General features: G+C 70.2%; 20 protein-coding genes. 12 read left to right on the plus strand and 8 right to left on the minus strand.

The genetic code is table 11. From position 1 onward, the window contains the following. The first annotated feature begins 13 nt into the window (after positions 1-13). Positions 14-1489 carry a hydrolase gene (locus tag FBY35_RS28920; protein WP_142216903.1) on the plus strand — a complete coding sequence of 492 codons (1476 nt, stop codon included), beginning with the start codon at positions 14-16 and terminating at the stop codon, positions 1487-1489. A gap of 59 nt (positions 1490-1548) precedes the next feature. Next, positions 1549-2265 carry a carbon-nitrogen hydrolase family protein gene (locus FBY35_RS28925; RefSeq protein ID WP_142216904.1) on the plus strand — a complete coding sequence of 239 codons (717 nt, stop codon included), beginning with the start codon at positions 1549-1551 and terminating at the stop codon, positions 2263-2265. A 27-nt stretch (positions 2266-2292) separates the two neighbouring features. Here the strand turns inward: FBY35_RS28925 and FBY35_RS28930 are convergent, their stop codons facing one another. Beyond that, the gene (locus tag FBY35_RS28930; RefSeq protein ID WP_142216905.1) at positions 2293-3087 is read right to left on the minus strand and encodes an EI24 domain-containing protein; all 795 of its coding nucleotides are present in this window, start codon (positions 3085-3087) and stop codon (positions 2293-2295) included. A gap of 108 nt (positions 3088-3195) precedes the next feature. Between FBY35_RS28930 and FBY35_RS28935 the strand changes: the two genes are divergently transcribed. Further along, entirely contained in the window at positions 3196-5745 is a 2550-nt protein-coding gene (locus tag FBY35_RS28935; protein ID WP_142216906.1) for a M14 family zinc carboxypeptidase, read from the plus strand. 67 nt (positions 5746-5812) lie between these two features. On the opposite strand, the gene FBY35_RS28940 is transcribed toward FBY35_RS28935, so the two are convergent. Both FBY35_RS28940 and FBY35_RS28945 read right to left on the minus strand, forming a co-directional pair. After that, positions 5813-6235 (minus strand): organic hydroperoxide resistance protein, encoded by a 423-nt coding sequence (locus FBY35_RS28940; RefSeq protein WP_142216907.1) that lies wholly within the window; start codon positions 6233-6235, stop codon positions 5813-5815. A gap of 65 nt (positions 6236-6300) precedes the next feature. Continuing rightward, positions 6301-7320 carry an NADP-dependent oxidoreductase gene (locus FBY35_RS28945; protein ID WP_142216908.1) on the minus strand — a complete coding sequence of 340 codons (1020 nt, stop codon included), beginning with the start codon at positions 7318-7320 and terminating at the stop codon, positions 6301-6303. Positions 7321-7410: 90 nt separating this feature from the next. On the opposite strand from FBY35_RS28945, the gene FBY35_RS28950 reads away from it, so the two are divergent. Beyond that, the gene (locus tag FBY35_RS28950) at positions 7411-7854 is read left to right on the plus strand and encodes a MarR family winged helix-turn-helix transcriptional regulator (protein WP_142216909.1); all 444 of its coding nucleotides are present in this window, start codon (positions 7411-7413) and stop codon (positions 7852-7854) included. A 16-nt stretch (positions 7855-7870) separates the two neighbouring features. Here FBY35_RS28950 and FBY35_RS28955 read toward each other — a convergent pair whose 3' ends face one another. Continuing rightward, positions 7871-8566 (minus strand): hypothetical protein, encoded by a 696-nt coding sequence (locus FBY35_RS28955; RefSeq protein ID WP_260848847.1) that lies wholly within the window; start codon positions 8564-8566, stop codon positions 7871-7873. Positions 8567-8709: 143 nt separating this feature from the next. Between FBY35_RS28955 and FBY35_RS28960 the strand changes: the two genes are divergently transcribed. Both FBY35_RS28960 and FBY35_RS28965 read left to right on the plus strand, forming a co-directional pair. Continuing rightward, entirely contained in the window at positions 8710-9270 is a 561-nt protein-coding gene (locus FBY35_RS28960; RefSeq protein ID WP_142216910.1) for a hypothetical protein, read from the plus strand. Between the two features lie 152 nt (positions 9271-9422). Then, complete coding sequence (locus FBY35_RS28965) at positions 9423-10466, plus strand: rod shape-determining protein (protein ID WP_142216911.1); 1044 nt, start codon at positions 9423-9425, stop codon at positions 10464-10466. Between the two features lie 18 nt (positions 10467-10484). Here the strand turns inward: FBY35_RS28965 and FBY35_RS28970 are convergent, their stop codons facing one another. Then, entirely contained in the window at positions 10485-10925 is a 441-nt protein-coding gene (locus FBY35_RS28970) for an Lrp/AsnC family transcriptional regulator (RefSeq protein WP_142216912.1), read from the minus strand. A 70-nt stretch (positions 10926-10995) separates the two neighbouring features. On the opposite strand from FBY35_RS28970, the gene FBY35_RS28975 reads away from it, so the two are divergent. Beyond that, positions 10996-11628 carry a LysE family transporter gene (locus FBY35_RS28975; protein WP_142216913.1) on the plus strand — a complete coding sequence of 211 codons (633 nt, stop codon included), beginning with the start codon at positions 10996-10998 and terminating at the stop codon, positions 11626-11628. A gap of 86 nt (positions 11629-11714) precedes the next feature. Here the strand turns inward: FBY35_RS28975 and FBY35_RS28980 are convergent, their stop codons facing one another. Together FBY35_RS28980 and FBY35_RS28985 are read right to left on the minus strand one after the other, a co-directional pair. Continuing rightward, on the minus strand, positions 11715-12074 hold the full coding sequence (locus FBY35_RS28980) for a zinc-binding dehydrogenase (protein WP_142216914.1): 360 nt from the start codon (positions 12072-12074) through the stop codon (positions 11715-11717). Positions 12075-12110: 36 nt separating this feature from the next. Then, positions 12111-14042 carry an RICIN domain-containing protein gene (locus FBY35_RS28985; protein WP_160159335.1) on the minus strand — a complete coding sequence of 644 codons (1932 nt, stop codon included), beginning with the start codon at positions 14040-14042 and terminating at the stop codon, positions 12111-12113. A 606-nt stretch (positions 14043-14648) separates the two neighbouring features. On the opposite strand from FBY35_RS28985, the gene FBY35_RS28990 reads away from it, so the two are divergent. Together FBY35_RS28990 and FBY35_RS28995 are read left to right on the plus strand one after the other, a co-directional pair. After that, positions 14649-15929 (plus strand): S8 family serine peptidase, encoded by a 1281-nt coding sequence (locus tag FBY35_RS28990; protein ID WP_142216916.1) that lies wholly within the window; start codon positions 14649-14651, stop codon positions 15927-15929. Between the two features lie 165 nt (positions 15930-16094). After that, positions 16095-16514, plus strand: a complete 420-nt coding sequence (locus FBY35_RS28995; RefSeq protein ID WP_142216917.1) for a molybdopterin-binding protein — start codon at positions 16095-16097, stop codon at positions 16512-16514. Positions 16515-16638: 124 nt separating this feature from the next. Here FBY35_RS28995 and FBY35_RS29000 read toward each other — a convergent pair whose 3' ends face one another. Continuing rightward, positions 16639-17880 carry an MFS transporter gene (locus FBY35_RS29000; protein ID WP_142216918.1) on the minus strand — a complete coding sequence of 414 codons (1242 nt, stop codon included), beginning with the start codon at positions 17878-17880 and terminating at the stop codon, positions 16639-16641. 379 nt (positions 17881-18259) lie between these two features. Here FBY35_RS29000 and FBY35_RS29005 point away from each other — a divergent pair, with 379 nt between their 5' ends. The 3 genes from FBY35_RS29005 (at position 18260) to FBY35_RS29015 (ending at position 25589) form a co-directional block, all read left to right on the plus strand. Further along, positions 18260-21436, plus strand: coding sequence for a bifunctional diguanylate cyclase/phosphodiesterase (locus FBY35_RS29005; RefSeq protein WP_142216919.1), 3177 nt, complete (start codon positions 18260-18262; stop codon positions 21434-21436). A 71-nt stretch (positions 21437-21507) separates the two neighbouring features. Beyond that, a complete protein-coding gene (locus FBY35_RS29010; protein WP_160159336.1) occupies positions 21508-24780 on the plus strand; it encodes an amino acid adenylation domain-containing protein in 3273 nt (1090 codons plus the stop codon). Further along, positions 24777-25589, plus strand: a complete 813-nt coding sequence (locus FBY35_RS29015; protein ID WP_260848848.1) for a leucyl/phenylalanyl-tRNA--protein transferase — start codon at positions 24777-24779, stop codon at positions 25587-25589. The genes FBY35_RS29010 and FBY35_RS29015 overlap by 4 nt, the downstream gene beginning before the upstream one ends. Positions 25590-25818: the final 229 nt, after the last annotated feature.

Below are 25818 nucleotides of genomic sequence, written 5' to 3' on the forward strand. Positions count from 1 at the left end.
GAGGTACTGCCGGATGCTCGGATCCAGAAGTTCGAGAAGTTCGAGAAGTTCCAGAGGCTCCGGAAGACCCGGACGCGCCCGCGGACTCGTCAGCGCCCTCGCCGTCTTCGGCGCCCTCGCCGCCGGGACCACCGTTCAGGCCGCCACCGCCCCCGCCGCGGCCGCGGCCACTCCCCACCGGATTCTCTTCGACAACAGCAAGGCCGAGACCGCCGGCAACGCCGACTGGATCATCGGTACCAGCCAGCCCGACCCGTTGGGGCAGGACTCGACTCCCTCGGCGGAGACCGATTGGACCGGCGCCATCTCCGCCTGGGGTGTCGCCCTCCAGAAGACCGGCAACTACCAGCTCAAGACGCTGCCTTCCGGCAACAGCATCACGTACGGCACCGGCGCCGCGCTCGATCTGCAGAACTTCGACACCTTCGTGCTGCCCGAGCCGAACGTGCTGCTCAGCGCGGCCGAGAAGACCGCGGTCATGAAATTCGTGCAGAACGGCGGCGGGCTCTTCCTGGTCTCCGACCACACCGGGGCCGACCGCAACAACGACGGCTACGACGCCGTCGAGGTCATCAACGACCTGATGAGCAACAACAGCGTCGACAGCACCGACCCGTTCGGCTTCGTGGTCGACACGCTCTCCGTCTCCACCGACAACCCGCGCGCCATCAGCGACACCGCCAACCCGGTACTGAACGGCTCCTTCGGCAAGGTCACGGGCAGCATCATCCGCAGCGGTACGACCGTCACCCTCAAGCCCGCCGACAATCCGGCCGTCAAGGGCCTGGTCTACCGCACGGGTTACTCGGGCAACACCGGCGCGTTCTTCGCCACCAGCACCTTCGGCAGTGGCCGGGTCGCGGTCTGGGGCGACAGTTCGCCCATCGACGACGGGACCGGCCAGTCCGGCAACACCCTCTACGACGGCTGGAACGACACCGCGGGCACCAACGCCGCGCTCGCCCTCAACGCCACCGAGTGGCTCTCCGGCAGCACCGGCGGTGGCGGCGGCACCTGCACCGCCGCCCAGCTCGTCGCCAACCCCGGCTTCGAGTCCGGCGCCGCCTCCTGGTCCGCCACCAGCGGCGTCATCACCACCGGCAGCGGTGAGGCCGCCCGTACCGGCTCCTACAAGGCCTGGCTCGACGGCTACGGCTCCGCCCACACCGACACCCTGTCCCAGTCGGTGACCATCCCGTCCGGCTGCACGAGTGCGACGTTCAGCTTCCATCTGCACATCGACACGGCCGAGACGACCACCAGCACGGCCTACGACACCCTCAAGGTCCAGGTCCTGAGCAGCAGCGGCACGGTCCTGTCCACGCTCGCCACGTACTCCAACCTCAACGCGGCGAGCGGCTACACCCAGCGCAGCTTCAACCTCGGCGCTTACGCCGGCCAGAGCGTCACGCTCAAGTTCACCGGCACGGAAGGCTCCCAGCTGCAGACGTCGTTCGTCGTCGACGACACGGCGCTTCAGGTGAGCTGAGGCTGCGGCGGTCTCCCCCGGCAGGGCCACCGGGGGAGACCGTGTCCGATGATGGACGCATGAAGACAGCCGCAGGGCAGTTCACACCCGTACCCGGCGACATCGGGGCCAACGTCCACTCCATGTCCGCCCTGATCCGTGCGGCGTCCGCGCAGGGCGCTCGGCTCGTGGTGTTCCCCGAGCTGGCGGTGACGGGATACGACCTGAAGCTGATCGCGCAGGACCCGGGGCTGTGCGTGGCGCCGGACGATCCGCGTCTGGAGCCGGTCAGGGCCGCCTGTCGCGCCACCTCCACCGCGGCCGTCGTGAACTGCGCGGCGCGCGGATCCGGCGGGCGGCCCACCATCGCCTCGCTCGTCATCGGCCCGGACGGCGAACTGATCGCCCGCTACGACAAGCTGCATCCGTACGGCGACGAGCTCGACCTCTTCGAGGCGGGCACCGAGGACGGCCGGTTCACCCTCGACGGCGTACGGTTCGCGACGACGATCTGCTACGACAACCGCTTCCCGGAGCTCGCGGAGCGGGCGCGGGCCGACAACTGCCGGGCATACGTGGCGAGTTCCGCACTCGAGGTGGGCAATGACTCGTTCGAGTCGGTCTACCCCGTCCGGGCCCGGGCCAACGGCCTGTACGTGCTCCTCGCCAACCCGGTCGGCCCGAGCGGGGTCGGGGAGTGCGCGGGCGGCAGCGCGATCTGGGGCCCGGACGGCGCGCTGCTGACCACGGCGGGCACGGGGACGCCGGGCCTGGCGGTGGCGGAGCTCCGGCTCTGAACCAGCCCGTAGAGGTCCCGTCGGCACCTATGCCTTGTTCAAGCCGTACGGGGCCGGCGCCGGCGGCGCATCCGCATCGTCCGCATCCGGCCCCACCAGGTCCCGCACCATCAGCGTCGCCCCCGCCACCGCTCCCGGCATCAGGAACACCGCGACGAACGGCACCAGGAAGGCCAGCGTGAGCGGCACCCCGAAGCCGAGAGTGAGCAGCCGGCGGCCCCGGAGCAGACCGAGGCGGTCCCTGAGTTCCATCCCGCGCCGCTGGAGGGCGACCGCCGTGAGCTCCTCGGCGAGGAAGAAGCCCGAGACGCAGAAGCCGATCACGGGGACCACGGTCTGACCGACGACCGGGACGAAGCCGAGGGCGAAGAGCAGCACTCCGTACAGGACGACGCGCGTCAGGACCCGCAGCGAGTCGCGGGCGGAGATCCACAGCTCCCGCCACAGCGGCAGCCCGGACTCGGGCACGTCACCGCCTTCGGTGCGGTCGACCTGCTCGGACAGCGACTCGTAGAAGGGCTGGCCGACGAGCAGGGTCACCGCGGTGAAGGTGATCACCGCGGTGAACAGCCCGAAGCCGATGACGAAAGCGGTCAGGAAACCGCGGAACAGGCCCTGCCAGGGCGAGGACCAGTCGTCGGCGAAGGGTGTCGCCCACGCGGTCAGATCGTCGGCGCCGGAGCCGAGTCCGACCAGCGCGGCCGCGTACAGCACCAGGGTCACGAGCCCGGGCAGCAGCCCGAAGCCGAACCACCGGCCGTGTCCGGCGACCCAGCGCTGCCCCTTCATCAAGTAGCCGAAGCCAAGCCCGAGATCACGCATGCGGATCACCCTATCGGGGGGCTCTTGTTGCAGACCGGCTGGATCCGGTAGACCCCTGCGTACTGATCGTTGTTCTGTTCGATGACGACACGATGGAGGCATGTGCGCATGGGCATTCCCAGACCCGCCCTGGTCGCCGCCGCAGCGCTCGCGGGTGCGCTGTTACTCGCGCCGCCGCCCGCGACCGCCGTCCCCGGCGCACCGGGTCGCGACGGTCCGCAGCCCGTACGCGAAGGCGGCGGACGCGACACCGAGGTCGCGAAGACTCCTCTTCCGGCGGCCGTCAACGCCCTGCGGACGGGGACCACAGCGGCCCCAGGGCTCGCGAAGAGCGGCGGCTATCCACGCCGCACCGTCCTCGACGTGCCGCCCGTGAACTCTGCCGACAAGTCGATCAAGCTGGGGCTCGCGCCGTACCACGCACTCGCGCCGAGGCTCAACGCCCTGCAGAAGCTGGGCGACCGGGTCAGTGTCGAGGTTGCCGGGCGCTCCGCCGGCGGGCATGAGCTGTACCTGGTCACCGTCACCGCGCCGGAGAGCCCCGGGCAGGCCCGGGAACAGGAGCGGATGCGGGAACGGATCGAGAACTCCCCCGCCGCCGCGGCCGGGGACCGCCGTATCAAGGCCTCGTACAAGACGCCGGTGTTCATCAACAACAACATCCACGGCAACGAGTGGGAGGGCACGGACGCCGCCCTGCGGCTCGTCGAGCAACTGGCGAAGGCCAAGGACGCGCCGACCCGCGAGCTGCTGTCGAAGAGCCGTATCCATCTCAATGTGACGGCCAACCCGGACGGCCGCATCGCCGGTACCCGTACCAACGCCAACGGCTTCGACCTGAACCGCGACTTCATCACGGGATCCCAGCCCGAGGCGCGCGCCATCCGGCAGATCGCCATCGACAAGCAGCCCGCCCTCATGCTCGATCTGCACGGCTACGTGAACGGCACGCTGATCGAGCCGACGACTCCGCCGCACGGCGAGAACTACGAGTACGACCTCTTTCTGAAGAATGCCTATGCCAATGCGCTGGGTATGGAGAAGGCGGTCAACGGGCTCGGCTACACGCCCGCGAAGGACGGCGTCGAGCCGGCGGTCATCCCCTTCCGGGACCAGCAGGAGGGCTGGGACGACTGGCCGCCGATCTTCACCCCGCAGTACATGCCCTTCCAGGGCGCGGTCGCCGCGCACACCGTCGAGTTCCCGATGACGGTCAACAACGAGGAGTACGACTCGCTGCCGGTGGCCGAACTGCGCCGCCGGGCCGCGATCAACACCGCCATCGCGGGCGCGGCGATGCGCGCGACCCTCGACTACACGCGTACGCACCGCACGTCGGTGATCGCCGACCAGATCGAGACTTTCCGGCGGGCGGCGGCCGGCGAGGCGCAGCGTCCGGTGTCGGAGAAGACCGTGCCGGGTGTGCCGGGCATCGGTCCCGAGGATGTGTACACGACGACCTTCCCGCGCGCCTATGTCATTCCGGCCGGGCGCGGTCAGAGGTCGTCGACCGCGGCGGCCCGGCTCGTGGACCATCTGCTCGCCAATGACGTACGCGTGGAGCGGGCGTTGCTGCCCTTCCGGCTCGGCGGCCGCGTCTACCGGGCGGGTTCGTACGTCGTCGACATGCACCAGCCGAAGCGCGCCGTCGCCAATGTGATCCTGGACGACGGCCGGGACATCAGCGCGAAAGTCAGCACGATGTATGACATCTCGGGCTGGAGCCTCGGCCGGCTGTGGGGCGCGACGGTCGACAAGGCGGTCACGGGCGACCTGCATGTGGTGGGCCGGCCGGTGCATGCCGCGGCACCCACCGGCTCCGTGGCCCCCTTCGGGGACCTGCGGCTGCGGCTCGACGACCCGAAGGAGATCGCCGCGCTCAACTCGCTTCTCGCGCAGGGGGTTTCGGTACGGCGTACGGCAGACGGGTCCGCGATCGTGCCGGGGTCCGCGCGGGAGCGGGCCGCCGCGCTCGCCGACCGCTTCGGAGTCGCGTTCACCGCCACGAAGGTGCGCGGCGTCGCACCGCTGAAGCGGACCCGGGTGGCGGCTGCGGTGAGCGCGGGTGAGCTGTTCGCGCTGCGCGAGATGGGCTTCGAGGTGCTGCCGGTGTCGACTGAAGCCCTCAACGCGGGCTTCGACTGGTCGAAGGCGGACGTGCTGTACGTGTCGGCCGGGCTCGCGTACGGGAAGCTGAAGCCCGCCGCCCGCGACGCCTTGCGCAAGAGCGGTGTCGGCGTGGTCGGGCTCGGCTCGCAGGGAGCCGCGTTCAACGCGGACGCCGGGCTGCTGGCGGCCAAGGCGGTCGCGGGCAACGGCGACGCCAACGGTGTGGTGCGCGTGACCAACGCGGGTGGTGCGATCACGGGCGGCGCGCCCGCCCACGCCTTCGTCTACTCCCCGCTGTGGTTCACCGGCCTCGGCCGGGGTGTGCGTGCCGACCAGTCGTACGGCAGCGGCAACCCGCTGGTCGCGGGCCACTGGCGGGCGCTGGAAGACGGCACGGGAGGCCCACGGGACGCGGCCGGCCGGGCGTCGGTCGTCAGTGGTACGTCGGCATGGGGCGCACCGGTGGTGCTGTTCGGCACCGAGCCGCTGTTCCGCGACCACCCGAAAGGGGTCTTCGCACAGGTCGGCCGGGCGCTGCTGACGCACTGAGCATGCGCTGAGGGCCGCGCCCCCGTGGCGGTTTCTAGGGGTGCGGCCCTCACCTACGAGGTGGCGCTCAGACCGCGAGCTCGACCGTGATGTTGCCGCGGGTCGCCTTGGAGTACGGGCAGACCTGGTGGGCCTTCTCGATCAGGTCCCGGGCGGTGGCGGCGTCCACGTTCGGTATCGTCGCGGAGATCTTGACGATGATGCCGAAGCCCTCGTCGTTCTTGCCGATGCCGACCTCGGCGGTGACCGTCGAGCCGGAGACGTCGGCCTTCTCCTGGCGGGCGACGACACCCAGCGCACCCTGGAAGCAGGTGCTGAAACCGGCGGCGAAGAGCTGCTCCGGGTTGGTGCCCGCGCCGGAACCACCCATCTCCTTCGGCGGGTTGACGACGACATCGAGCTGACCGTCGTGCGTGGCGACGCGGCCGTCACGGCCGTTCTCCGCGGTGGCGACGGCTGTGTAGAGGACGTCGGAGTGCTGGATGGACATGAAGAGATTTCCTCCTGCCGATTCACCGCGGCTCGCGCCCACGACCGCGGTGGCTGGGGCCGAGACTACTGGGTGAGCGAAACGATCATCTTGCCGGTGTTCTCACCGCGCAGCAGGCCCAGGAAGGCGTCGTAGCCCTTCTCGATGCCCTCGACGACGGTCTCGTCGAACTTGAGCTCGCCCGAGGCGATCCAGCCCGCGACCTCACGGACGAACTCCGGCTGGAGGTCCTTGTGGTCGCCCACGAGCATGCCCTGCAGGCGCAGCCGCTTGCCGATGACCATGGCGAGATTGCGCGGGCCGGGGGTCGGCTCGGTGTCGTTGTACTGGGCGATCATGCCGCAGATGGTCGCGCGGCCGTGCACGTTGAGCGAGGAGATCGCGGCCTCCAGGTGCTCCCCGCCGACATTGTCGAAGTAGACGTCGATGCCGTCGGGGGCGGCCTCCTTCAGCTGCTGGGCGACGGGGCCGTTCTTGTAGTTGAACGCCGCGTCGTAGCCGTACTGCTCGACCAGGAGCTTGACCTTCTCGTCGGATCCGGCCGAGCCGATGACCCGCGACGCGCCCTTGAGCCTGGCCATCTGGCCGACCTGACTGCCCACCGCACCGGCCGCGCCGGAGACGAAGACAGCGTCGCCCTCCTTGAAGGACGCGACGTCGAAGAGACCGGCGTAGGCGGTGAGGCCGGTCATGCCCAGCACACCGAGGTACGCGGAGAGCGGGGCGAGGGAGGCGTCGACCTTGGTGGCGTACTGGGCGGGCACCTCGGCGAACTCGCGCCAGCCGAGCCCGTGCAGGACGTGGTCGCCGACGGCGAATCCCTCGGCGCTCGAAGCGATGACCTCGCCGACAGCGCCGCCCTCCATGGGGTGGTCGAGCTTGAAGGGCGGGAGGTACGACTTCACGTCGTTCATCCGGCCGCGCATGTACGGGTCGACCGAGAAGTAGTGGTTGCGCACAAGGATGCTGCCCTCGCCCGGCTCGGTCACCGGAGCCTCACGCAGAGCGAAGTCCTCAGCCTTGGGCCAGCCGTGCGGGCGGGCGATCAGGTGCCATTCACGGCTGGACGTGGGAAGTGCGGACATGCTGCGTTCCTCCTAGAAAAGCTTCACTATCTGAAACAACCATGCGCCTGGATATTTCATGTTGTCAAGTATCTGGGTATCCTGGCACCCATGGCCACTGAACGCACAGACCCCCTGACCATCGAAGTCGTCGAGCTCATCGGCGCCGTCGTGGCCCGCTACCACACGGAGTACGACCAGGCCGCCGCCAAGCACTCACTCACCGGGGCGCAGGCCCGGGTGCTGGGGCTGCTGGCCCTTGAGCCCCTTCCCATGCGGCAGGTCGCCGAGACACTGAAATGCGAGCCGTCGAACATCACCGGCATCGTCGACCGGCTGGAGGCACGCGGCCTGGTGGAGCGGCGGCCCGATCCGGGCGACCGCAGGGTCAAGCTCGCCGCCCCGACGGAGGACGGCATGGACACCGCGCGCCGGCTGCGTCAGTCGCTGGACTTCGCGCGCGAGCCGCTGGCCCAGCTCTCGGACGAGGAGCGGACGGTGCTGCGGGACCTGCTCAAGCGGATGCTGGGAGACCAGGCCCCCGCGGCGCGCTGAGCACTCCGCGCAGCCCCTAGATGCACCACCAGAGGAACTGGTCGCACGTCTGGCTGGGGCTGGGGGTCGGAACCGGGTCCTGCGGAGCGGGCTCGCCCGAGCCCGACGCGGTCGGCTGCGCGGAGCCCGACGGCTGCGCACTGCCCGAGGGATCCGGGGCGGAGGACGAGGCGGGCGGTCTGCCGAGCGAGCCGGACCGGGTCACTGTCGGCTTTCCGGTACCGCTGCCGCCCGTGGCGCGCCGGGTACCCGTTGCCCTCGGGCGCGGGGAACCGGACGAGGTCACCGCCGCCTCCGTCACCTCGTCGGGGCCCGGCGGAGTCACATCGTCCGTCGGCTCCGGAGCGGGCTCCGTCTCGACGCTGTCCTCTTCCTTGACCGCGGTGGCCGCGCCGTCGTCGCCCCCGTTCTCGTAGGCGAGCTCGGCGAGGCTCAGCGCACCCGCGGCGAGGACCAGACCGACCGTGCCGAACAGCACCTTGCGGCCACGCCGCTTACGGGCCCGGCGCCTCGCGGGCGCCTTCCGGCGGGGAGGGGGCTGACGGCGCGCACGCCTGTGGCCCACGGGCTCGGACACCTCGTCGAGTTCGAAGACGGTGTCCGCCGCGGGCGCACTGGGGCTGAGATGCCGTAGCTCCTCGACGGGCGTGCCGCAGCCCGCACAGGCCAAAGCGCCGTTGAGGTGCCGTTGACACTGGTGGCAGTAATCCATGGCGCCCGCAGATTATGCGGCCCGAGGGCACCAGCGGTGAATGACCTTGTGAGGGTTGTGTGTGGAATCCTCATCTCCGCGGAGAGTCAGCTTCTCCAGGTTGACGGCGCGTTCGAGCCGGTCAGCGGGGCAGGATGTCGGGCATGACCCCAGCCGCGCCTTTCGGCCCCCGCGACTTCCAACTGGTGCTGCTGCGCCGCATGGCCGACCATCAGCCGGGCCTCGTCGAGGACGCCCGCCACGAACTGGGGGCCTCGCTCGCCGAGATGCGCGAGGCCAACCGCCGCTGGCAGGCGATGGTCCACGCGCCCCGAAGCCGCGGCGCACTGGCCCGCTACCGCTCGGTGCTCGGCGAGCCGGAAAGGGTCGTACGCCGCAGGATCGGCGACCTGGAGTGCGACGCGCTGCTGTGGCCCGTACCGCTCTGGCCCGATCTGCGCTTCGAGGTACTGGTGGCGGGGCGCGGGGCCGTGTGGAACGAATGGCTGGTCCGCGCGCCCGGGGCGCCGGGCCCTTCGCTGCGAACGCCACAGGACCTCAAGCCGTGGTCGTGCACGGTGGACGAGGCGGCGAGGGCGTTCCCGCCCGCACGGCCGATGGAGGGCTCGGCTCCGACGAGATGGCAGCTGGAGCTGACGCTTCCGGGCGGCGAGCGGTGCGTGGCGGAGTTCACGTGGGGACTGCTGCAGAGGCTGCGCCCGTGAGTGTCACCCGTGGCACCCCTGGGGAACCCCTCGAACGGCGGAGCTGATCTGGCGGGTCGTCAGCTCCGTACCCCCGACCGGCTCACCCAGCGCGCGCACGTCTGGCGGCGATCGCACGATGCGAACACGTACCGCACTCGGGAGGATCCGCCGTGACCGTCAGCCTTGAGCAGTTGCGCCGTTGCCATGTCGCCGTCGACCTGGGAGCCGCGAGGACCAGGGTCTTCGTGAAAGGGGCGGGGCTCGTCGTCGACGAGCCGAGCGTCGCCGCCGTGAACACCCGCACCGGCGCGCTGATCGCCGTCGGCTCGTTCGCCGAGAAGATGACGGGCCGTACGCCTGACTACATCCGCGTCGCCCGCCCCGTCTCCGGCGGCACCGTCGTCGACATCGACATGGCTCAGCGGATGCTCCGTCACCTCCTCGGCGAGAAGCTCCGGCGCCAGCTGCGCCGCAAGCCCAGGCTGCGCGCCGCCGCCTGCACTCCGCACGACAGCGACCCGCTCGCCCAGCGCGCCGCCGTCGAGACCCTCGTCGGACTCGGCGCCCGCCGGGTCGAGCTCGTCGACACCCTGATCGCCGCGGCCGTCGGCTGCGGGCTGCCGGTGGAGCAGCCGGTGGCCACCATGATCCTCGTGTGCGGCGCGGCGACCACACAGGTCGCCGTCCTCTCGCTCGGCGCGATCGTCACCGCCGAGCGGATCCCGGTGGGCGGCAACGCCATCGACCACGCGGTGATCCAGCACCTGCGCCACCAGCACGAGCTGATGCTGCCCAGCCAGTCGGTCCGGCCCCTGCAACTCGCCCTGCACGGCAACGGCCTGACCCCTCACGGCCCGGCGTCGACCGAGATCCACGGCCGGGACGTGGCCACCGGCCTGGCCCGTTCGGTGCGCGTGGACACCGCTGCCGTACGCGACGCGATCCACACCCCGCTCACCTCCGTCCTCGACGGCATCGGCAAGGTGCTGCGGGACTGCCCGCCGGATCTGGTGGCCGATCTCGCCGACCGCGGGATCATGATGGTCGGCGGCAGCGCGCTGCTGCCGGGCCTGGACCAGATGCTGCGAGATGCGACCGGTATGCCTGTGCACATCGCCGAACGGCCGGACGTCTGCGCCATCCTGGGCCTCGGTTCGATGCTGGAGAACAAGATCCAGCCGCTGGTCCTCGATCCCCTCGCCGGGGCCGAATGAGCCAGGGGCACGGGACGATCACCTGGCAGGTCCCCCGGTAGCGGCCCGCAGCGCGATCCGGGTGCTCGACTGGGCGACGCCCGCCTCGCGCTTGAGGGTGCGCAGCAGTGCGTCCAGTTCGGCGGGGTCGGCGGCTCTGGCGCGTACGAGATAGTCGTGCGCGCCGGTCACGTGCACGACTTCGGTGATGCCGGGCAGCTTCAGCACGACCCGCTCGAACTCCTCGTTCGTCGTGTCGAGCCGGAGCGTGACGTCGATGAAGACGACGAGGCCCGCGCGGGAGTCGGCGGTGGGGTCGATGATCGTGGTGAACCCGCGGATGACACCGTCACGGAGCATCCGGCGCACGCGCTCGGCGGCTGCGTTGGCGCTGAGGCCCACGCGGACTCCGAGATCGCGGTAGGAGATCCGCGCATCCTCACGCAGGACACCGAGGATTTCGCTGTCGAGACGGTCCATACCGCGATTGTCGCAGTACCAGGCGGAATACGGCCGCGCCGTTGACAGCCGCGGCCGGACAGTGGCCGCCATGAACATGTGGACAACGGCGATGGCGGGGGCGGCGGCGGGCCTGGGAGTGGCGATGCCCCTGGGGGCGGTGGGCGTGCTGCTCATCCAGCAGGGCATGCGCGACCGCCGCGGAGCCGTGGCCGCAGCGGCCGCGGTCGCCGTCGTCGACTGCGCCTATGCCGCGGTGGCGACGGCACTGGGCCCGCTCGTCGCCGCCGCGCTGTCCGGCGTGGAGTCCTGGGTGCGGCTGGTGTCGGCAGCCGTGCTGGCGGTGATCGCGGTGCGCGGACTGCTCGCCTCGCGGCGCCCTCGCCCCGCCGCGGAGGGCGGAGACGAGGCCAGGGACGCGGGGGCCGTGCGGACGTTCACCCGGTTCGCCGCGATCACGCTGATCAACCCCACCACGGCGCTGTACTTCGCCGCCCTGACCACCGCTCAGGGGGCGAGCCTGAGCACCGGCGCGGCGGGGGCGGTGTTCGTCGGCGCGGTGTTCCTCGCCTCGTTCGGCTGGCAGCAACTGCTGGTGGCGGCCGGCGGGTTCGCGGGCGCCCGGATCTCGGACACCGCCCGTGCATGGACGTTCCGGATCGGGTACGGGCTGGTGGCGGTGTACGCGGTCAAAGTGGCGCTGCCGCTGCCGCCGGGACTCTGACCGGTCATCGGGCCGGCCTGGGCGATCGTGCTCGCAGGGGGCGGCGCGCCGTGCGCTGCCCCCGTGCGAACACGGTGGACCGGCGGTCAGGTGGTGACGCGCAGTACGAGCTTGCCGCGGGTGCTGTCGCTCGCGCCGCGGGTGTGGGCCTGGGCGGCCTGCTCCAGCGGGAAGACCTCCTCGACCTCCACGCTCACCTCGCCGGCGTCGATGAGTCCGGCAATGCGGGTCAGGGCCGGGCCGTCGGGCTCGACCAGGAAGGGGCTGGTGCGCAGCCCCCGGGACTGGGCCTCCTGGAGGAGTTCGGGCGAGACGCCGCCGGGGACCGCGACGATCAGTCCACCGGGGCGCAGCACGTCCAGTGAACGGGTGCTGGTGCGGTCGCCGGAGACCGGGCCGCCGGTGGCGAAGCAGCCGCCGGCCGGGCCGCCAGGGTGCTCGGTCATGGCGCCACCGGCGGGGCTCGGTCATGGCCGGGCCCGCTATGACTCCGGCACGGCCGCCCGATGAGCCTCCTCGTCAGCGGGGACCCGCGATTCCGGGGCGCCGGTCGCACTCTTGGACCTCGACTCCAGCAGGCTCGTCACCGCCGCCGGGCGCACCCGGAGCTCCCGCTCAGCGCCCGGGGCGACGGCCGGACCCGTACCGCCGCCGTCGTTGACGCGGCGCACGCTCGACCGGGTCTCGCCGTACCGCTGCGTCGGCGCCGGGTCCGCCGCGCCGCCCGTACTGGTGGGGTGCCCGCCGGAGCTGCCCACGGGCGGCACGTTGACTTCCTTGGTCGAGGGATGCCCCGTGTCCGCGCTCGACCGCGCTCTCGGCACCCCGGGGGCAACGTTGTCAGTGGCCCATCGCTGCCCCGGCGACCCGTCCCTCATCTTGACGACCACCGCCGACCCGGCCTCGGGCGACGCGGGCACGAGAGCCAGTCCGTCGTTCCAGCGCGGGATCACATCGCCCTGGATCGTCACGTCGTACCGCACGTCCCCCGCATCGGCCGCCGACGCCTGCGTACAGGCCCCGAGTTCGGCGACCCCGTCCAGCTGATGGGAGTCGAGGCAGAGATCGAGGGCCGCCGCGCTGCGCAGCAGCCCGTCCGTCTCGTACACCCATTGCTGGGTCACCGCCGACGAGCACGCCGCCAACGTCGCCTCGGCACCTGCCTCCACCCTCTGGTCCTTGATGTCGAGGCACAGATCCGCGCCGACATTGCGCAGCCTGGTGTTGAGCGGGCCGGTCGGCAGCGCGGCGGAGGTGGTGGACGGCTGGGGGCGTGGGCTGGACGGCATACGGGATCCGGGGGCGGGCATCGCCGTGACGGAGCCGCTCGGCACCGCGGGCCCCGCGTGGCTGCCGTCTTCCGGCCAGAGTTCGGTGACGACCGCCGCCACGACGAGGAGGCCGGTCACGATCCCGAGCCCGGTGACGACCGCGCCGCGCCCGCGCGGGGTCAGCGGGAGGCGGGGCAGCGCGCGCGGGCGTCCGCCCCGCGAGTGCCGTCCGGCGCCGCGTACCGCCGCGCGCACTCCGGCGACCCCGGATCCCCCCGCCGCCCTGGCGGCCTTCGCCTGGAAGCGGGCGTTGTTGCGGGCGGGCCGCGAGTCGAGATAGGGCTGGGCGGCCCGGCCGAGTACGGCCTCGGCGATCAGCAGGGCGAGCCGGTCGCCGACCTGGTCGAGTTGTTCCGCACCGAAGCGGCAGTGCTGACATTTCGCCAAGTGCGCCTTGATGTCCGGGATCAGCGTGCCGCCCCGCCGCAGGGATACGTCCAGCAGCCTGCTGAAGTGACGGCATTCGCTGTCCGGGGCCAGCTCCACGTGCAACCGCAGGCATGCCGCGCGGAAGATTTCCCGGGCCTGCTCCAGCTGGGCCGCCGCACCCCGCGGATCAATGGCCAGCAAACCAGCCGGTACGGATATGCCCTCAGCCTCGACCTCGGCGTGCCAGAGCAGGCATTGGGCGGGCCCGGGCAATGCCTGGAATGCCCGTGCGACGAGCGCCCGATTCTCCGGGATGGTGAACATGTCGACCGGAACCGAACGGCCGGTGTCCGGATTCTGGAGTTCGGGCAGTGCGGTGACCCGCTCGTCGGCCGCCCACGCCTTGCCGATTTGACGGGCCGTCACCAAGAGCAGCGGACGAAGTGCGGCCGTCGTCCGCACCTGCCGGAGATTCTCCAACACCTTGTTGCAGGCGGCGGTGGCGAGCATGGACGCCGCTGTGGCCGATGGAGAGCAGATCGACGTGTAGTCGAAGACGGGTTGCCAGTGCCTCGCCAGCAGCACCGCTACGGGACGTATCTCGTCCTTCCCCCCGCCGGTCCGCAGTGTCGCCGCGAGACCTTCGTCGGAGTCCCCGGAGCTGAGGCCGGTACGAGAGGGAGGGACGGGACCCGGAGTACGGGGATTTTGCATGACGTGTTCCATCCAGGGCATTGCGGTGGGGGGTTGAACGGTTACCGGTTCCCCGGCCCGAGTTGCCGGCCCGGAGAAATATCTGTCGCTTGAAAGAGTGCGCCCTACTTGGTCTGTACCGCAGTGAAATTCGAACGACTGAACAAGAATCACCATGTTCAGACGCGAGGAAGCTCACCCTTACACAAACCGCAGGCATGGAACAAGAGTTCCGGAACCGCGACCATTTCCCACTTCTGCCTGGTAAAGAAAAGGAGCGCTCGACTTTTGTTCAGGGTTGGCCGGTTCCTCGCCCCGCCCGGGGGTCATCACTCTCAGAGCGCGACAATCACGGCTTCCGTCACCCTGACACTCGTCCTACGGAAGTCCCGTCGGGCCTCGGCGCGCGGGACGCCATGGGCGCGCGGTTCGTAGGCCGCACCGAGGGCCCTACAGGGCTACATGGTTGACAGAGGGTCAGAGAATCCCCTGGTCGCCGTATGTCGGGCCGCCGCATCGCTCGCAAACCTGCTAGCTGTGGGCGCGATGCGAACCGAATATTTCCAGGGCAAATGACCAGGAAGTGCCGGTTCGGCTCGCCCCCACAGCGCTCACGAAAGGTCCGGGATGCATAAATTCTTCGGCGTCGCCGTCCTCGCTCTTGCCCTGCTGACGGCTTCACCGACCTCTACCGCGGCCACGGAGTCTGCCCCCTCCAGCCACTCGGGCCAGATCCCCGGCCGGTACATCGTGACCCTCGCCGACACCACCGAGGACGCCGCCGACATGGATGCGGCTGTGGACGCGTCTGTGCAGCAGGCTTCCACCCTCGGTGCGGTGGTGCGCCACGTCTATCGCTACGCGGCCCACGGCTATGCGGCAACCATGACCCCGGCCGCCGCAGCCGCGCTCGCCGCCGACCCGCATGTTTCGGTGCAGCCCGACCGGTGGGTACGAGTCGCCGCCCAGACGGTCCCGACCGGTGTGGACCGGGCGGAGGCGGACAAGAGCCCAACCGCCGCCATCGACGGCAAGGACACCCGGGTCAATGCCGATGTGGCTGTCATCGACACCGGAGTGAATCTGAGCCACCCGGACCTGAACGTGTACAGGGCCGGAGGCAAGAACTGCACGGCCCCCGCGCTGCCCTTCCTGCCCCCGATGCCTCCTGAGGACTACCACGGCCACGGCAGCCATGTCGCCGGAATCATCGGCGCCCTGGACAACAACACCGGAGTCGTCGGTATGGCACCGGGTGTCCGGATCTGGCCGGTGCAGGTGCTCAGCGCCAGCGGCTTCGGCAGCACGGCGGACGTCATCTGCGGCATCGACTACGTCACCCAGCACGCCGGCCAGATCGAAGTCGCCAACATGAGTCTGGGCGGCGAGGGCACCGACGACGGCAACTGCGGCAGGACCAACGGCGATGCCATGCACCGGGCCATCTGTGATTCGGTCGCCAAGGGCATCACCTACACCGTTGCGGCCGCCAACGACCACGCCGACGCGAAGAACACCACCCCGGCCGCGTACGACGAAGTGATCACCGTCAGCGCCCTGGCAGACTTCGACGGCAAGCCCGGAGGCGCCGGCCGGCCCACCTGCCGCACCGACCAGGACGACACCTTTGCCGACTTCTCCAACTACGGCGCCGATGTCGACCTGATCGCACCAGGCGTGTGTATCCGCTCCACGTACAGATTCGGCGGCTACTCGACGCTGTCCGGCACCTCGATGGCGGCACCCCACGTCGCGGGCGGCGCGGCACTGTACAAGGCCACCCACCCAGGCGCATCCCCCCTGGCCGTCAAGTTGGCCCTGCAGGCCGCCGGCGGCGTCGACTGGACCTGGCCCTCCCAGGACCCCGACGGCATCAAGGAGAAGCTCCTCAAGGTCTCGTCCTTCTGATCGACGGTCACAGAACTGTGGGCGCGCCCCGATGAGGGGCGCGCCCACGCGCGTCCGGCGCCTCCCGAGCGCCGCCGGGTGAAGGCGCCGCCGTGCCAGATTGCCTGGAGCATGCCGCAAGCGCGCCGACCGGCCGCCTCCCCCGCCCGTGGCTACGGTGCTTCCATGAGCCTGAGCATGCGCAATCAGATCCCCGGCACGGTCGTCTCCGTCACCCCCGGGGAGGTCATGGCGACCGTCGGGGTCCGCCTTCAGGGCGGCCAGGAGATCACCGCCGCGATCACTCTGGAGGCCGTCCGGGCGCTGGGCCTCGCGCCGGGCTCGGTCGTACGTGTCCTGGTGAAGTCCACGGAGGTCTCCCTGGCCACGGCCGCGGTCGAGGGCCTGAGCATCCGCAATCAGATCCCGGGCACGGTCAACGGCATCACCGCCGGTGCCGCGATGGCAAGCGTCAAGGTCGGCGTCGTCGGCGGCGAGCTGACGGCCGCGATCACGAAGGACGCGGTGGCCGATCTGGGCCTGGCGGCGGGGTCCTCGGTCGTCGCGCTGATCAAGGCGACGGAGATCTCCCTCGCGACGGACTGACGACCCCAGGTCAACCGTCGCATCGGTCCGTCCCGGCAGGCGCCGTGCCCCCTCCTGACGGCGCGAAGGGCATCGGTCCGGTCACCCTGGTGGCCGATGGTCACCCAGTTGGCGGATCCGGGCATCACAACGCTCCGTCACCACCAGAAATGCCGGGCCCGTGCTCCGCCGTGCTTCGCTGCGCGACGGAGCGGGTCAGCCGTGGCAGCGCGAGGAAGACCGTCGCGGCGGCGAGCACGGCCGCCGCACAGGACACGCGGTAGCCCGCCGTCGTGCCCGCCGCGTCGACCACCCACCCGGACGCGGCGTAGCCCAGCGCCACCCCGACGGATAGGCCCGAGACAAGCCAGGTGATGCTCTCGGTGAGCTGAGCGGGCGGCGCCAGGTGGTTCACCAGCCCCATCGCGGTGATCAGGGTCGGTGCGATGGCCACGCCCGCCACAAAGAGCATCCCGGCCAGCGCCGCGAGACTCGGCGCGAACAGCAACGGTGCCATCGTCACCGCCATCGCGCAGACGCTGACCAGCAACCGCCGTGTGATCGACCCCCGCGGGCTGATCGCGCCGAAGGCCATGCCCGCCAGGCCCGAACCGAGCGCGTACACGCCCAGCAGCACGCCGGAGAGCCCCTTGTGGTCGTGTGCGCCGGCGAACGCCACCGTCGCGACCTCCACCGAACCGTAGGTCACGCCCACCGACGTCAGCGTCAGTACCAACAGTCCCAGTCCCGGGACGCGCAGGGCGCTTCCCCCGGGACGTTGCGACTCGTGGCGCACCGGCGGTTCCGTACGCCGCTGGGCGGCGAACAGCAGGACGCCGACCGCGAGCAGGATCGCGGTCGCCAGCGGTCCGGCTTCGGCGCTGACGCTGGTCGACAGAGTGATCGCCAGGATCGGGCCGACGACATAGATCACCTCGTCGAGCACCGACTCCAGCGAGTACGCGGTGTGCAGCAGCCGCGGTGACTCCCGGTGAAGCTCCGCCCAGCGGGACCTGACGAGTGCGCCCATGCTGGGCATGCAGCCTGCTGCCGCCGCCGCGACATAGAGCGTCCAGGCCGGGGCGGCGTACCGGGCGCACAGCAGCAGCGCACCGATGGCGGCGACCGTCACAGCCATCGCCGGGACGACGACCCGGCGCTGGCCGTGACGGTCGACCAGCCGGGAGATCTGCGGTCCGATCGCCGCGGCGGCGAGCGCCTGCGTGGCGGAGACCGAGCCGGCGAGCCAGTACTCGTCGCCGAGCTGCGACAGCATGGTGACGATGCCGACGCCGATCATCGACATCGGAAGGCGTGCGATGAAGCCCGCGGCAGAGAAGAGCACACTGCCTGCGGGCGAGAAGATCCGGCGGTAATCGGAGAGCATGGGACTCCACGCTCCGTCAGGAGCCGATCGTCGCTGGGCGGATCCGGTTCGGTTCCGCGTCCACCATTCTCACGTATGGCGCGGTGTCTCGCGACGCGACGCGGTATCTCTCCGTGCGCGTGCGGGAAATGGCGAGCCGGGTAAGCTGGAGACACGGACACGTCGATGTCTTGGCGAAAAGGAGCCCGTACACCGGAGAACGACCACACCGGTGACTGCGTATTAGCGGCGATCGTGTTCCCTGGCGACCAGGCCGGTTCCCGGCCCCGGAGAATTCCCCTCACCCCAGCCCGATCCCACGGGCCTCTCCGCTGACGCCCGGTGCCGTTTGCCCTGCTTGGCCCGCCCGACAAGTGGCCCTCCCTGGAGGTGAGTTGGGGTGAACCAGCGACTGCGAAGCCAGTCCGCGATGGCCGTCGTCAGCGCATGCATCGTCCTGCTGACCGCGCTCTACTACACATTTCCGGAACAGCGGCTGATCTTCGTAGGAATTGGAGCGATCGGCGTTATCGGTATTGTCCTGGGTGTCTTTCTCAACCGCCCGGCGCATCGACTTCCCTGGCTGTTGCTCGCCGCGGGAAACTTCGCCTTCGCCGCGGGCCAGGCAACCCAGATCATCCTCATCGAGTTGCTGCACGAGGAGATGCCGTTTCCATCGATCGCCGACGGCTTCTATCTCGCGGCATATCCGCTTTATGCGGCCGGGCTGCTGGGCTTTGTCCACTGGCGCACGGGTTGGCGCGACCGCGCGAGCCTCGTCGACGCACTGACACTGACAGTTGGCCTGGCACTGCTGTCGTGGCTCTTCCTCATCAACCCGTACGCCCAGGCCCCGGGTCTCACCTGGGTGCAGAAGGCGTTCTCCATGGCCTATCCGCTCGGCGACATCCTCGTCCTGGCGATGCTGCTGCGGCTGCTCGCCGGCCGTGGCGGCAAGAGCCCCGCGCTGATGCTGCTCACCGCGGGCACCGTCGGCCTGCTCGTCGCAGACGTGATGTACGGCCTGATCCAACTGCACGGGACCTGGCGCACGGGTACCGCGGTCGAACTCGGCTGGGCCGTCCTGTACGGCGCCTGGGCGGCGGCCGCGCTCCACCCGTCCATGCGGACGATGACCCAACCGGCTGTTTGGCGCGGTGAGACCGGCATAGGCCGGCTGAGCCTGCTCACCCTGGCGTCGCTGATCGCACCGGCCATCCTCCTGAGCGAGGCGGTACGCGGCGTGAGCTCCAACGTCGGCGTCATCGGGGTGTTCTCCGCGGTGCTGTTCGTCCTTGTCCTCTACCGCCTGGCGGGCGTGGCGGCCACCCACCGACAGGCGCTCGGCCGGGAGAAGGTGTTGCGCAACGCGGTGTCCTCGCTGGGCGGAGCGGGCGATCTGCGGGATGTGGCCACTGCCGTCCACTCCACTGTGAAGGAGCTGGTGTCGCACGGCCCGCCGCGTTCCGCGCTGCTCACCGTCCCGGACAACACGCTCTGGGTGAACGGGGCGCAGGGTGTCCGCGGGGCGGCGTACACGCGTGTGAACGCGGCCATACGGGAACTGACCGCGTCCGGCGAGAACCACCTGGTGACCCTCGACGGTGTGGGGCCCGATCTTGCCGCCTACCTCACGAGCTCGGACGAGGTGCCGGGCCGTCAGGTCTACGCGCTGGTCTGCCCGCTCACCTCGCAGGATCACCCTTCGGGTGATCCGCTGGTCGGGGGGATGACCGTGGCCGGGGACGAGCAGGACCTGCTCGTACTCCGCGAAACGCTGGCGACTCTCGCCGCGCAGACGGCCCTTGCCGTCGCACGGGTCACCCTCGCCGAGGAGGTCAACCAGCGCAACAGCGAGGCGTACTTCCGCACGCTGGTACAGAACGCCTCCGACGTCATCCTGATTCTCGACGACGACGACCGGGTCCGTTACGCCAGCCCGTCCGCCGACCAGGTGCTCGGCGTTCCGCACCTCGAGGGCACCCACATCATCGATCTTGTGCCGCCGAAGGACAGCCGCACGGTGGTCGAGACGCTCGGCCGGATGCGGAGCCACGAGTACCAGACCAGGCGCGAGCACTGGCACATGGTCCGCACCGACGCGTCGACCATCGAGGTCGAGGTGAGGTGGAGTGACCTGCGCGAGGAGACGACCGTCGGCGGGGTGGTGCTCACCCTGCGGGACGTGACCGAACAGCTCAAGCTCGAACGCGAACTCACCCACCAGGCGTTCCACGACGCGCTCACCGGCCTGGCCAACCGCGTGCTCTTCCAGGACCGGGTCAGCCACGCCCTGGCACAGGCCCAGCGCGACGGCACGGTGGTCGGCGTGCTCTTCGTCGACGTGGACGACTTCAAGGTCGTCAACGACATACACGGCCACGGCGTGGGCGACGAACTCCTGGTCGCGCTGTCGCTCCGGCTGCAGACCACGGTCCGTGCCTCTGACACCGCCGCGCGCATAGGCGGTGACGAGTTCGCACTGCTGGTGGAGGGCTCGGCCTCCCTGGACGGCGTGGAGCGGTTCACCGAAAACGTGATGACCGTATTCGCCGAGCCGTTCCGGCTCAGTGTCGGGGCGGTGAGCACGTACGCCAGCATCGGCGTGGCGACGACCGAGGACAGTATCGACTCGGTCGAACTGCTGACCCACGCCGATCTCGCGCTGTACGCGGCGAAGACGGCGGGCAAGCGCCAGTGGCGCCGCTACTACCCGGATCTGCAGAGCGGCATGGCCGAGCGTGCCAAATTGCAGGAGGGCCTGGACAATTCGCCGATCGAGACATCGTTCCTGGTGCTCTACCAGCCCATCGTGGAGCTGGCCAGCGGGCGGATCTCCGGCTTCGAGGCGCTCGTTCGCTGGCCCCACTCCACGCGCGGCATGGTGCTGCCGGAGCAGTTCATCACGCTGGCCGAGGAGAGCGGGCAGATCGTCCCGCTCGGCGCCTGGGTGCTCAACCAGGCGACGGCCGAAGCCGTCCGGTGGCACGACTCCGTGCGAAGCGACGGGGCCGCCGGCCGCAAGGAACCGTACATCAGCGTGAACGTGTCGCCGCGCCAGTTCCGGGACGCGGAGTTCTGCAACGTGGTCCAGCGCGCCTTGGATCTCTCCGGCATCGAGCCGTCGTCTCTCGTACTGGAACTGACCGAGAGTGTGCTGATGTACAACGACGAACGAATCCTGCGTGAGATGAGTGAGCTCACCGATCTCGGGATCCGTATCGCGATCGACGACTTCGGAACGGGCTACTCGTCGCTGAGCTATCTGCGTGAGTTCCCCATCTCGATCCTCAAGATCGACAAATCGTTCGTCGACGACCTCGGGCGCTCGCCCGAACAGTACGCCCTGGTCGAGGGCATCGCGCATCTCGCCGACACACTCGGTCTCACGGTGATCGCCGAGGGAGTGGAGGACGTGAGGCAGCGGGAGTCGCTGATCTCCATGGGCTGCGAGCTGGCCCAGGGGTATCTCTTCGCCGAGCCGGTCAGCGCCCAGGAGGCGGAGCAACTCATCCTCGCGCCGCCGCTCGGCCGTCTGGCCGAAGTGCCTGAGGTGCACGCGGACAGGAAGCGGTGATGGCCGCGGCTTCTGCCGCGAGACGTGCGGGCCGTGCTCCGCAGGGCACCGCCCGAGGCAGGAGGCTCAAGGTGACAGAACGTGAGGACTCACCGGCAGAGTCGGCTGCGCCGAGCGTCGTGCTGGGCAACGACGAGGAGCAGTACGCCATTTGGCCCGCTGAGCGCCGGATTCCGGCCGGGTGGCGCCTGATCGGCGGACCGGCGTCCGCCGAGTGGTGCGGGAGCCAGGTCGAACGCCTGTGGACCGACATGCGGCCGGCGAGTGCCCGCGCCGAGCGGCGGCTCCCGGGATCCGGGCCGGGCATCGTGCCCGAGCTGGTCCGGGAGCGGGCGCGGCATGAGCCGTCCGCTCCCGCGGTGCTCTCGGACGAGGGCCGGCTCACCTACGCCGAGTTGACCGACCAGGCCGACCGGCTCGCCCGTGACCTGCGGGAGTCGGGCGTCGACGCGGAGTCCGTCGTCACCGTGTGCCTCGACCGCGTGCCGGAGCTGATCGTCGCTTTGCTGGCGGTGCTGAGCTCCGGTGGCGCGTTCCTCCCCCTCGACCCGGCGACTCCGCAGCAGCGGATCGTCGCACTCGTCGGGGAGACCAGTTCACGCGTCATCATCTCGAGCCGCGAGCACGCCCCGTTGTTCGCGGGATGCGAGGCGCGGATCCTCTACGCAGGGGAACCTGCCACGCAGGCGCCGCAGGAGAAACCGCGTCCCGCCCGCGGCCCCCGGCCGGACGACCTCGCCTATGTGATCTACACCTCCGGATCCACCGGCCCCCCCAAGGGTGTGATGATCACCCACCGGTCGCTGGCCCACTCCCTCTCCGTGGTGGCCCGGGCCTACGAACTGACGCCCGGCGACCGGGTGCTGCACGCCGCGGCGCTCGGTTTCGACACGTCGCTGGAGCAGATTTTCGCCACGCTGATCAGCGGCGCGACCCTCGTCCTCGCGGGAACAGGCACCTGGGCGCCCACCGATCTGCTGCACCGCCTCCCCGAGCAGGGCATCACCGTCGCCGACCTGACCCCCGCCTACTGGCATCGGCTCGTCTCCCTCGCGGACCGCGGCGACGTCCTCTCGTCGCTGAGGCTCGGCATCGTCGGCGGCGAGATCGTCACCGCGACGGACTGCCTCGCCATTCTGCGCCGGATCCCGGGCGGGCGGCTCGTCAACGCCTACGGACTCACCGAGACCACCATCACCTCCACGCTCTGCGACCTCAAAGAGGAAGTGCTCTCCGCGCCGGACACCGCCGTCGCCCCGATCGGAAGGGCCCTGGAGGGGAATCACATCCATGTGCTCGACGCCGAACTGAACCCGGTGCAGCCGGGCCGGCGCGGCGAGATCTACATCGGCGGCGCGGGGCTGGCGCGCGGTATCTGGCAGCAACCCGCTCTGACCGCACAGCAGTTCCTGCCCGACCCGCACGGCTCCGCTCCGGGGGACAGGATGTATCGCACCGGGGATCTGGGCCGACGGCGCCCGGACGGCAGCCTGGAAATACTGGGACGGGTCGACGACCAGATGAAGATCCGCGGCTTCCGGGTCGACCCGGCCGAGATCGAGGCCGCGCTCGCCTCCCACCCGGAGGTGAGCCAGGCGATGGTGGTGGCCCGGAGTCGCGACAACGGCGACCGGCATCTCATCGCGTACTACACACCCGCCGGACCGCCGGACGGCGGCGAGGCGGCGCTGCGCACCCGGCTGCGGTCGGAACTCGGCGAGGTCCTGCCGGGCTATATGATCCCGGCGGCCTTCCACGCGGTGGAACAGCTGCCCCTCGCGCCCAGCGGAAAGCTCGACCGCAAGGCCGTGCCGGAACCCAAGCCCGCGGCGACGACGGCCGACACCGAGGACCGTCCGGTGCCGCAGGGGATGGCGCAGTTGTGGAGCCAGCTCCTGGGTGTGGACTACGTCCGCCCGCAGGACGACTTCTTCGAACTGGGCGGCAACTCGCTGCTGGCCATGGAGATGCTCGCCCGGACCCGCGTCATCTTCGGCATAGGCGTCTCACAGATACGCGAGCTGACCCGTTCACTGCTGCGGCAGCCGATGCTCGGCGCGTTCACCGAGTCCGTGCGCCAGGCACGTGCCGGCACACTGGCCCACCCGGAGGGCGGAAGCGTCGACTTCACCGCCGAGACCGATCGGCGCGTTCCGGCAGTGCGACACAACGCGCCCGCTCCGCACCCCCGGCACCCCGGCGACGTCCTCCTCACCGGCGCGACGGGGTTCTGCGGCGCGTACATGATCGACGAGCTGCTGCGCACGGCCACGGGTCGGGTCCTCTGCCTGGTCAGGGCCTCCGACGAGCTGGAGGGAATGGAGCGGCTCCGCGAGAGCCACAAGCGGTACGTCCTCAGCGATCTTTTCAGCGACCGCGTGCAGCCGGTCGTCGGCGACCTGGGCAAGCCCGGACTGGGGCTTTCTCCCGGCGCCTTCGAGGAGCTGGGGTCGACCATCGACGCCGTCTACCACTTCGGCGGCCAGGTCAACTTCATCTACCCGTACCACGACTTGCGCGCGGCCAACGTCGAGGGAACCTACGAGATCATCCGCCTCGCCGCCGACAGGGCCGTGCCCGTCCACTTCACCTCCAGCATGGCGGTGCTCGCCGGGTTCGGGCCGGCCGGGGTGCGTGAGGTGACAGAGAACACGCCGCTGCGCTTCCCGGAGTATCTGTCGGTGGGATACGTGGAGAGCAAGTGGGTCGGCGAGGCGCTGCTGAAGAAGGCGTCCGACGCGGGCCTGCCGGTAGCCATCCACCGCCTGATGGACATCACGGGCGGCAGCACCACCGGCGTGATGAACACCAGCAGCGAGATGGCCGCCCTGTTCGGCTTCATCGCGCGGACCGGGCTGTGCCCTGACGTCCGGCTGCCGCTGGACTTCCTGCCGGCCGACCACCTCGCCCGCGCAATCGGGCACATCTCCACCCACCATCCCGCTCGTGGCGAGGTCTACCACCTCACCAACCCCCGTCCCACGCTGCTGGATTCGCTCGCCGAGCGCCTGCGCCGGCGGGGCTACCCGGTCCAGGCGATCCCGTACGCCGAATGGATCGCCGCTCTGGTGAAGTACGCGGCCGGGCACCCCACCGACCCGATAACCCCGTTCGTCCCGCTCTTCGTCGACCGCTGTGCCCGCGCCGACATGACCGTGAGCGAGATGTACTTCCAGGGCGTTTTCACGGAGTTCACCCGCGACAACGCGGAACGGGCCCTGGCGGACGCCGGGATCGACACTCCGCCGGTGGACGCGATGATGGACGGCTACATCGACTACCTCCAACAAGCCGACTATGTGAGGCCGGTGAAGAACCAGGAGCAGGGAGCGTCACGGTGGTGAGCCGATGCCCGGGCTGGGAGACGCTGGACGTGCTGGGAGCCGCGCCCGACGGTCCGGTGGCCTTCTCCGCCGACCTCAGTCCCACCAGCCTCCTGAAGGCGTACCGGGCAGGGGTCTATCCGTTCCCGGCATCCGACGAGTACACCCGCGTCCTCAACGAGGTGGTCTTCGCCGACCAGGTCGAGGACGGCCGCATCCCGCTCGTGGGGGAGGACTCGGCCGATCCCTACGCCGTCTCCTGGTGGTCGCCCGACCCCAGGCCGGTGCTGCCCGTCTCGGCCGCGCACCTCAGCCGGAGCCTCGCCCGGCAGCTGCGCAACAAGCTGCCGTGGTCGACCAGCATGAACCAGAGGTTCGAGCAGGTCGTCCGCGAATGCAGCACCGACCGCGACCCCCTGTGGCTCACCGAAGAGCTGATCGCGAGCCTGATCAGCCTCCACGAGCTGGGGCATGCTCACAGCGTCGAGGTGTGGGAGGGCGACGATCTGGTCGGCGGTGTCTTCGGCCTCCAGGTCGGATCGGTCGTCAGCATGGACTCGATGTTCTTCCATCGTCCAGGTGCCTCGAAGGTCGCGGTGTCCGACCTCGCGGCGCGCTTCGCCGAGGCCGGCGGTGAGCTGCTCGACGCGCAGCGGGACAGCCCGCACGTCCGCGGCCTGGGCGCCCTTCTCGTACCGCGGAAGGAGTATGTGCGACATCTCCGCGGCACCGGGCGCGACGGCCTCCCGATGCCCACCGCCACCTTGCCCGCCCGCCGCCTCGCCGAGCCGGCGGCCGGACACGGTGCTGGGGTCGCCCCGTCGCGCTGACACGAGCCACGCTCGATGGCACAGCCTCGAACTCGGGCACATGCAGCGGACCGGCGAACTCCAGTGCCGGTCGCAGGCTCCGCCCGCCCAGCAGCACAGCGTCCCGTAATAGTCGATGGTGAGCACCGAGCCCAGTCCGATGACCAGTGCCGCCAGATGTACGAACAGCGCGACCGTGCGGGCCGTTTGGCCGACGTCCACGTGCAGTCGGTATCACCTCGCGCGCCGA

Origin of the sequence: Streptomyces sp. SLBN-118, from assembly GCF_006715635.1 — a bacterium.
In the GTDB taxonomy this organism is placed as follows: Bacteria; Actinomycetota; Actinomycetes; order Streptomycetales; family Streptomycetaceae; genus Streptomyces.

Excerpts from the sequence above, each read along its gene's own strand:
- FBY35_RS28920 (WP_142216903.1), top strand. The coding sequence starts at position 14 with ATGCTCGGATCCAGAAGTTCGAGAAGTTCGAGAAGTTCCAGAGGCTCC.
- FBY35_RS28925 (WP_142216904.1), top strand. The coding sequence starts at position 1,549 with ATGAAGACAGCCGCAGGGCAGTTCACACCCGTACCCGGCGACATCGGG.
- FBY35_RS28930 (WP_142216905.1), bottom strand. The coding sequence starts at position 3,087 with ATGCGTGATCTCGGGCTTGGCTTCGGCTACTTGATGAAGGGGCAGCGC.
- FBY35_RS28935 (WP_142216906.1), top strand. The coding sequence starts at position 3,196 with ATGGGCATTCCCAGACCCGCCCTGGTCGCCGCCGCAGCGCTCGCGGGT.
- FBY35_RS28940 (WP_142216907.1), bottom strand. The coding sequence starts at position 6,235 with ATGTCCATCCAGCACTCCGACGTCCTCTACACAGCCGTCGCCACCGCG.
- FBY35_RS28945 (WP_142216908.1), bottom strand. The coding sequence starts at position 7,320 with ATGTCCGCACTTCCCACGTCCAGCCGTGAATGGCACCTGATCGCCCGC.
- FBY35_RS28950 (WP_142216909.1), top strand. The coding sequence starts at position 7,411 with ATGGCCACTGAACGCACAGACCCCCTGACCATCGAAGTCGTCGAGCTC.
- FBY35_RS28955 (WP_260848847.1), bottom strand. The coding sequence starts at position 8,566 with ATGGATTACTGCCACCAGTGTCAACGGCACCTCAACGGCGCTTTGGCC.
- FBY35_RS28960 (WP_142216910.1), top strand. The coding sequence starts at position 8,710 with ATGACCCCAGCCGCGCCTTTCGGCCCCCGCGACTTCCAACTGGTGCTG.
- FBY35_RS28970 (WP_142216912.1), bottom strand. The coding sequence starts at position 10,925 with ATGGACCGTCTCGACAGCGAAATCCTCGGTGTCCTGCGTGAGGATGCG.
- FBY35_RS28975 (WP_142216913.1), top strand. The coding sequence starts at position 10,996 with ATGAACATGTGGACAACGGCGATGGCGGGGGCGGCGGCGGGCCTGGGA.
- FBY35_RS28980 (WP_142216914.1), bottom strand. The coding sequence starts at position 12,074 with ATGACCGAGCACCCTGGCGGCCCGGCCGGCGGCTGCTTCGCCACCGGC.
- FBY35_RS28985 (WP_160159335.1), bottom strand. The coding sequence starts at position 14,042 with ATGCAAAATCCCCGTACTCCGGGTCCCGTCCCTCCCTCTCGTACCGGC.
- FBY35_RS28990 (WP_142216916.1), top strand. The coding sequence starts at position 14,649 with ATGCATAAATTCTTCGGCGTCGCCGTCCTCGCTCTTGCCCTGCTGACG.
- FBY35_RS28995 (WP_142216917.1), top strand. The coding sequence starts at position 16,095 with ATGAGCCTGAGCATGCGCAATCAGATCCCCGGCACGGTCGTCTCCGTC.
- FBY35_RS29000 (WP_142216918.1), bottom strand. The coding sequence starts at position 17,880 with ATGCTCTCCGATTACCGCCGGATCTTCTCGCCCGCAGGCAGTGTGCTC.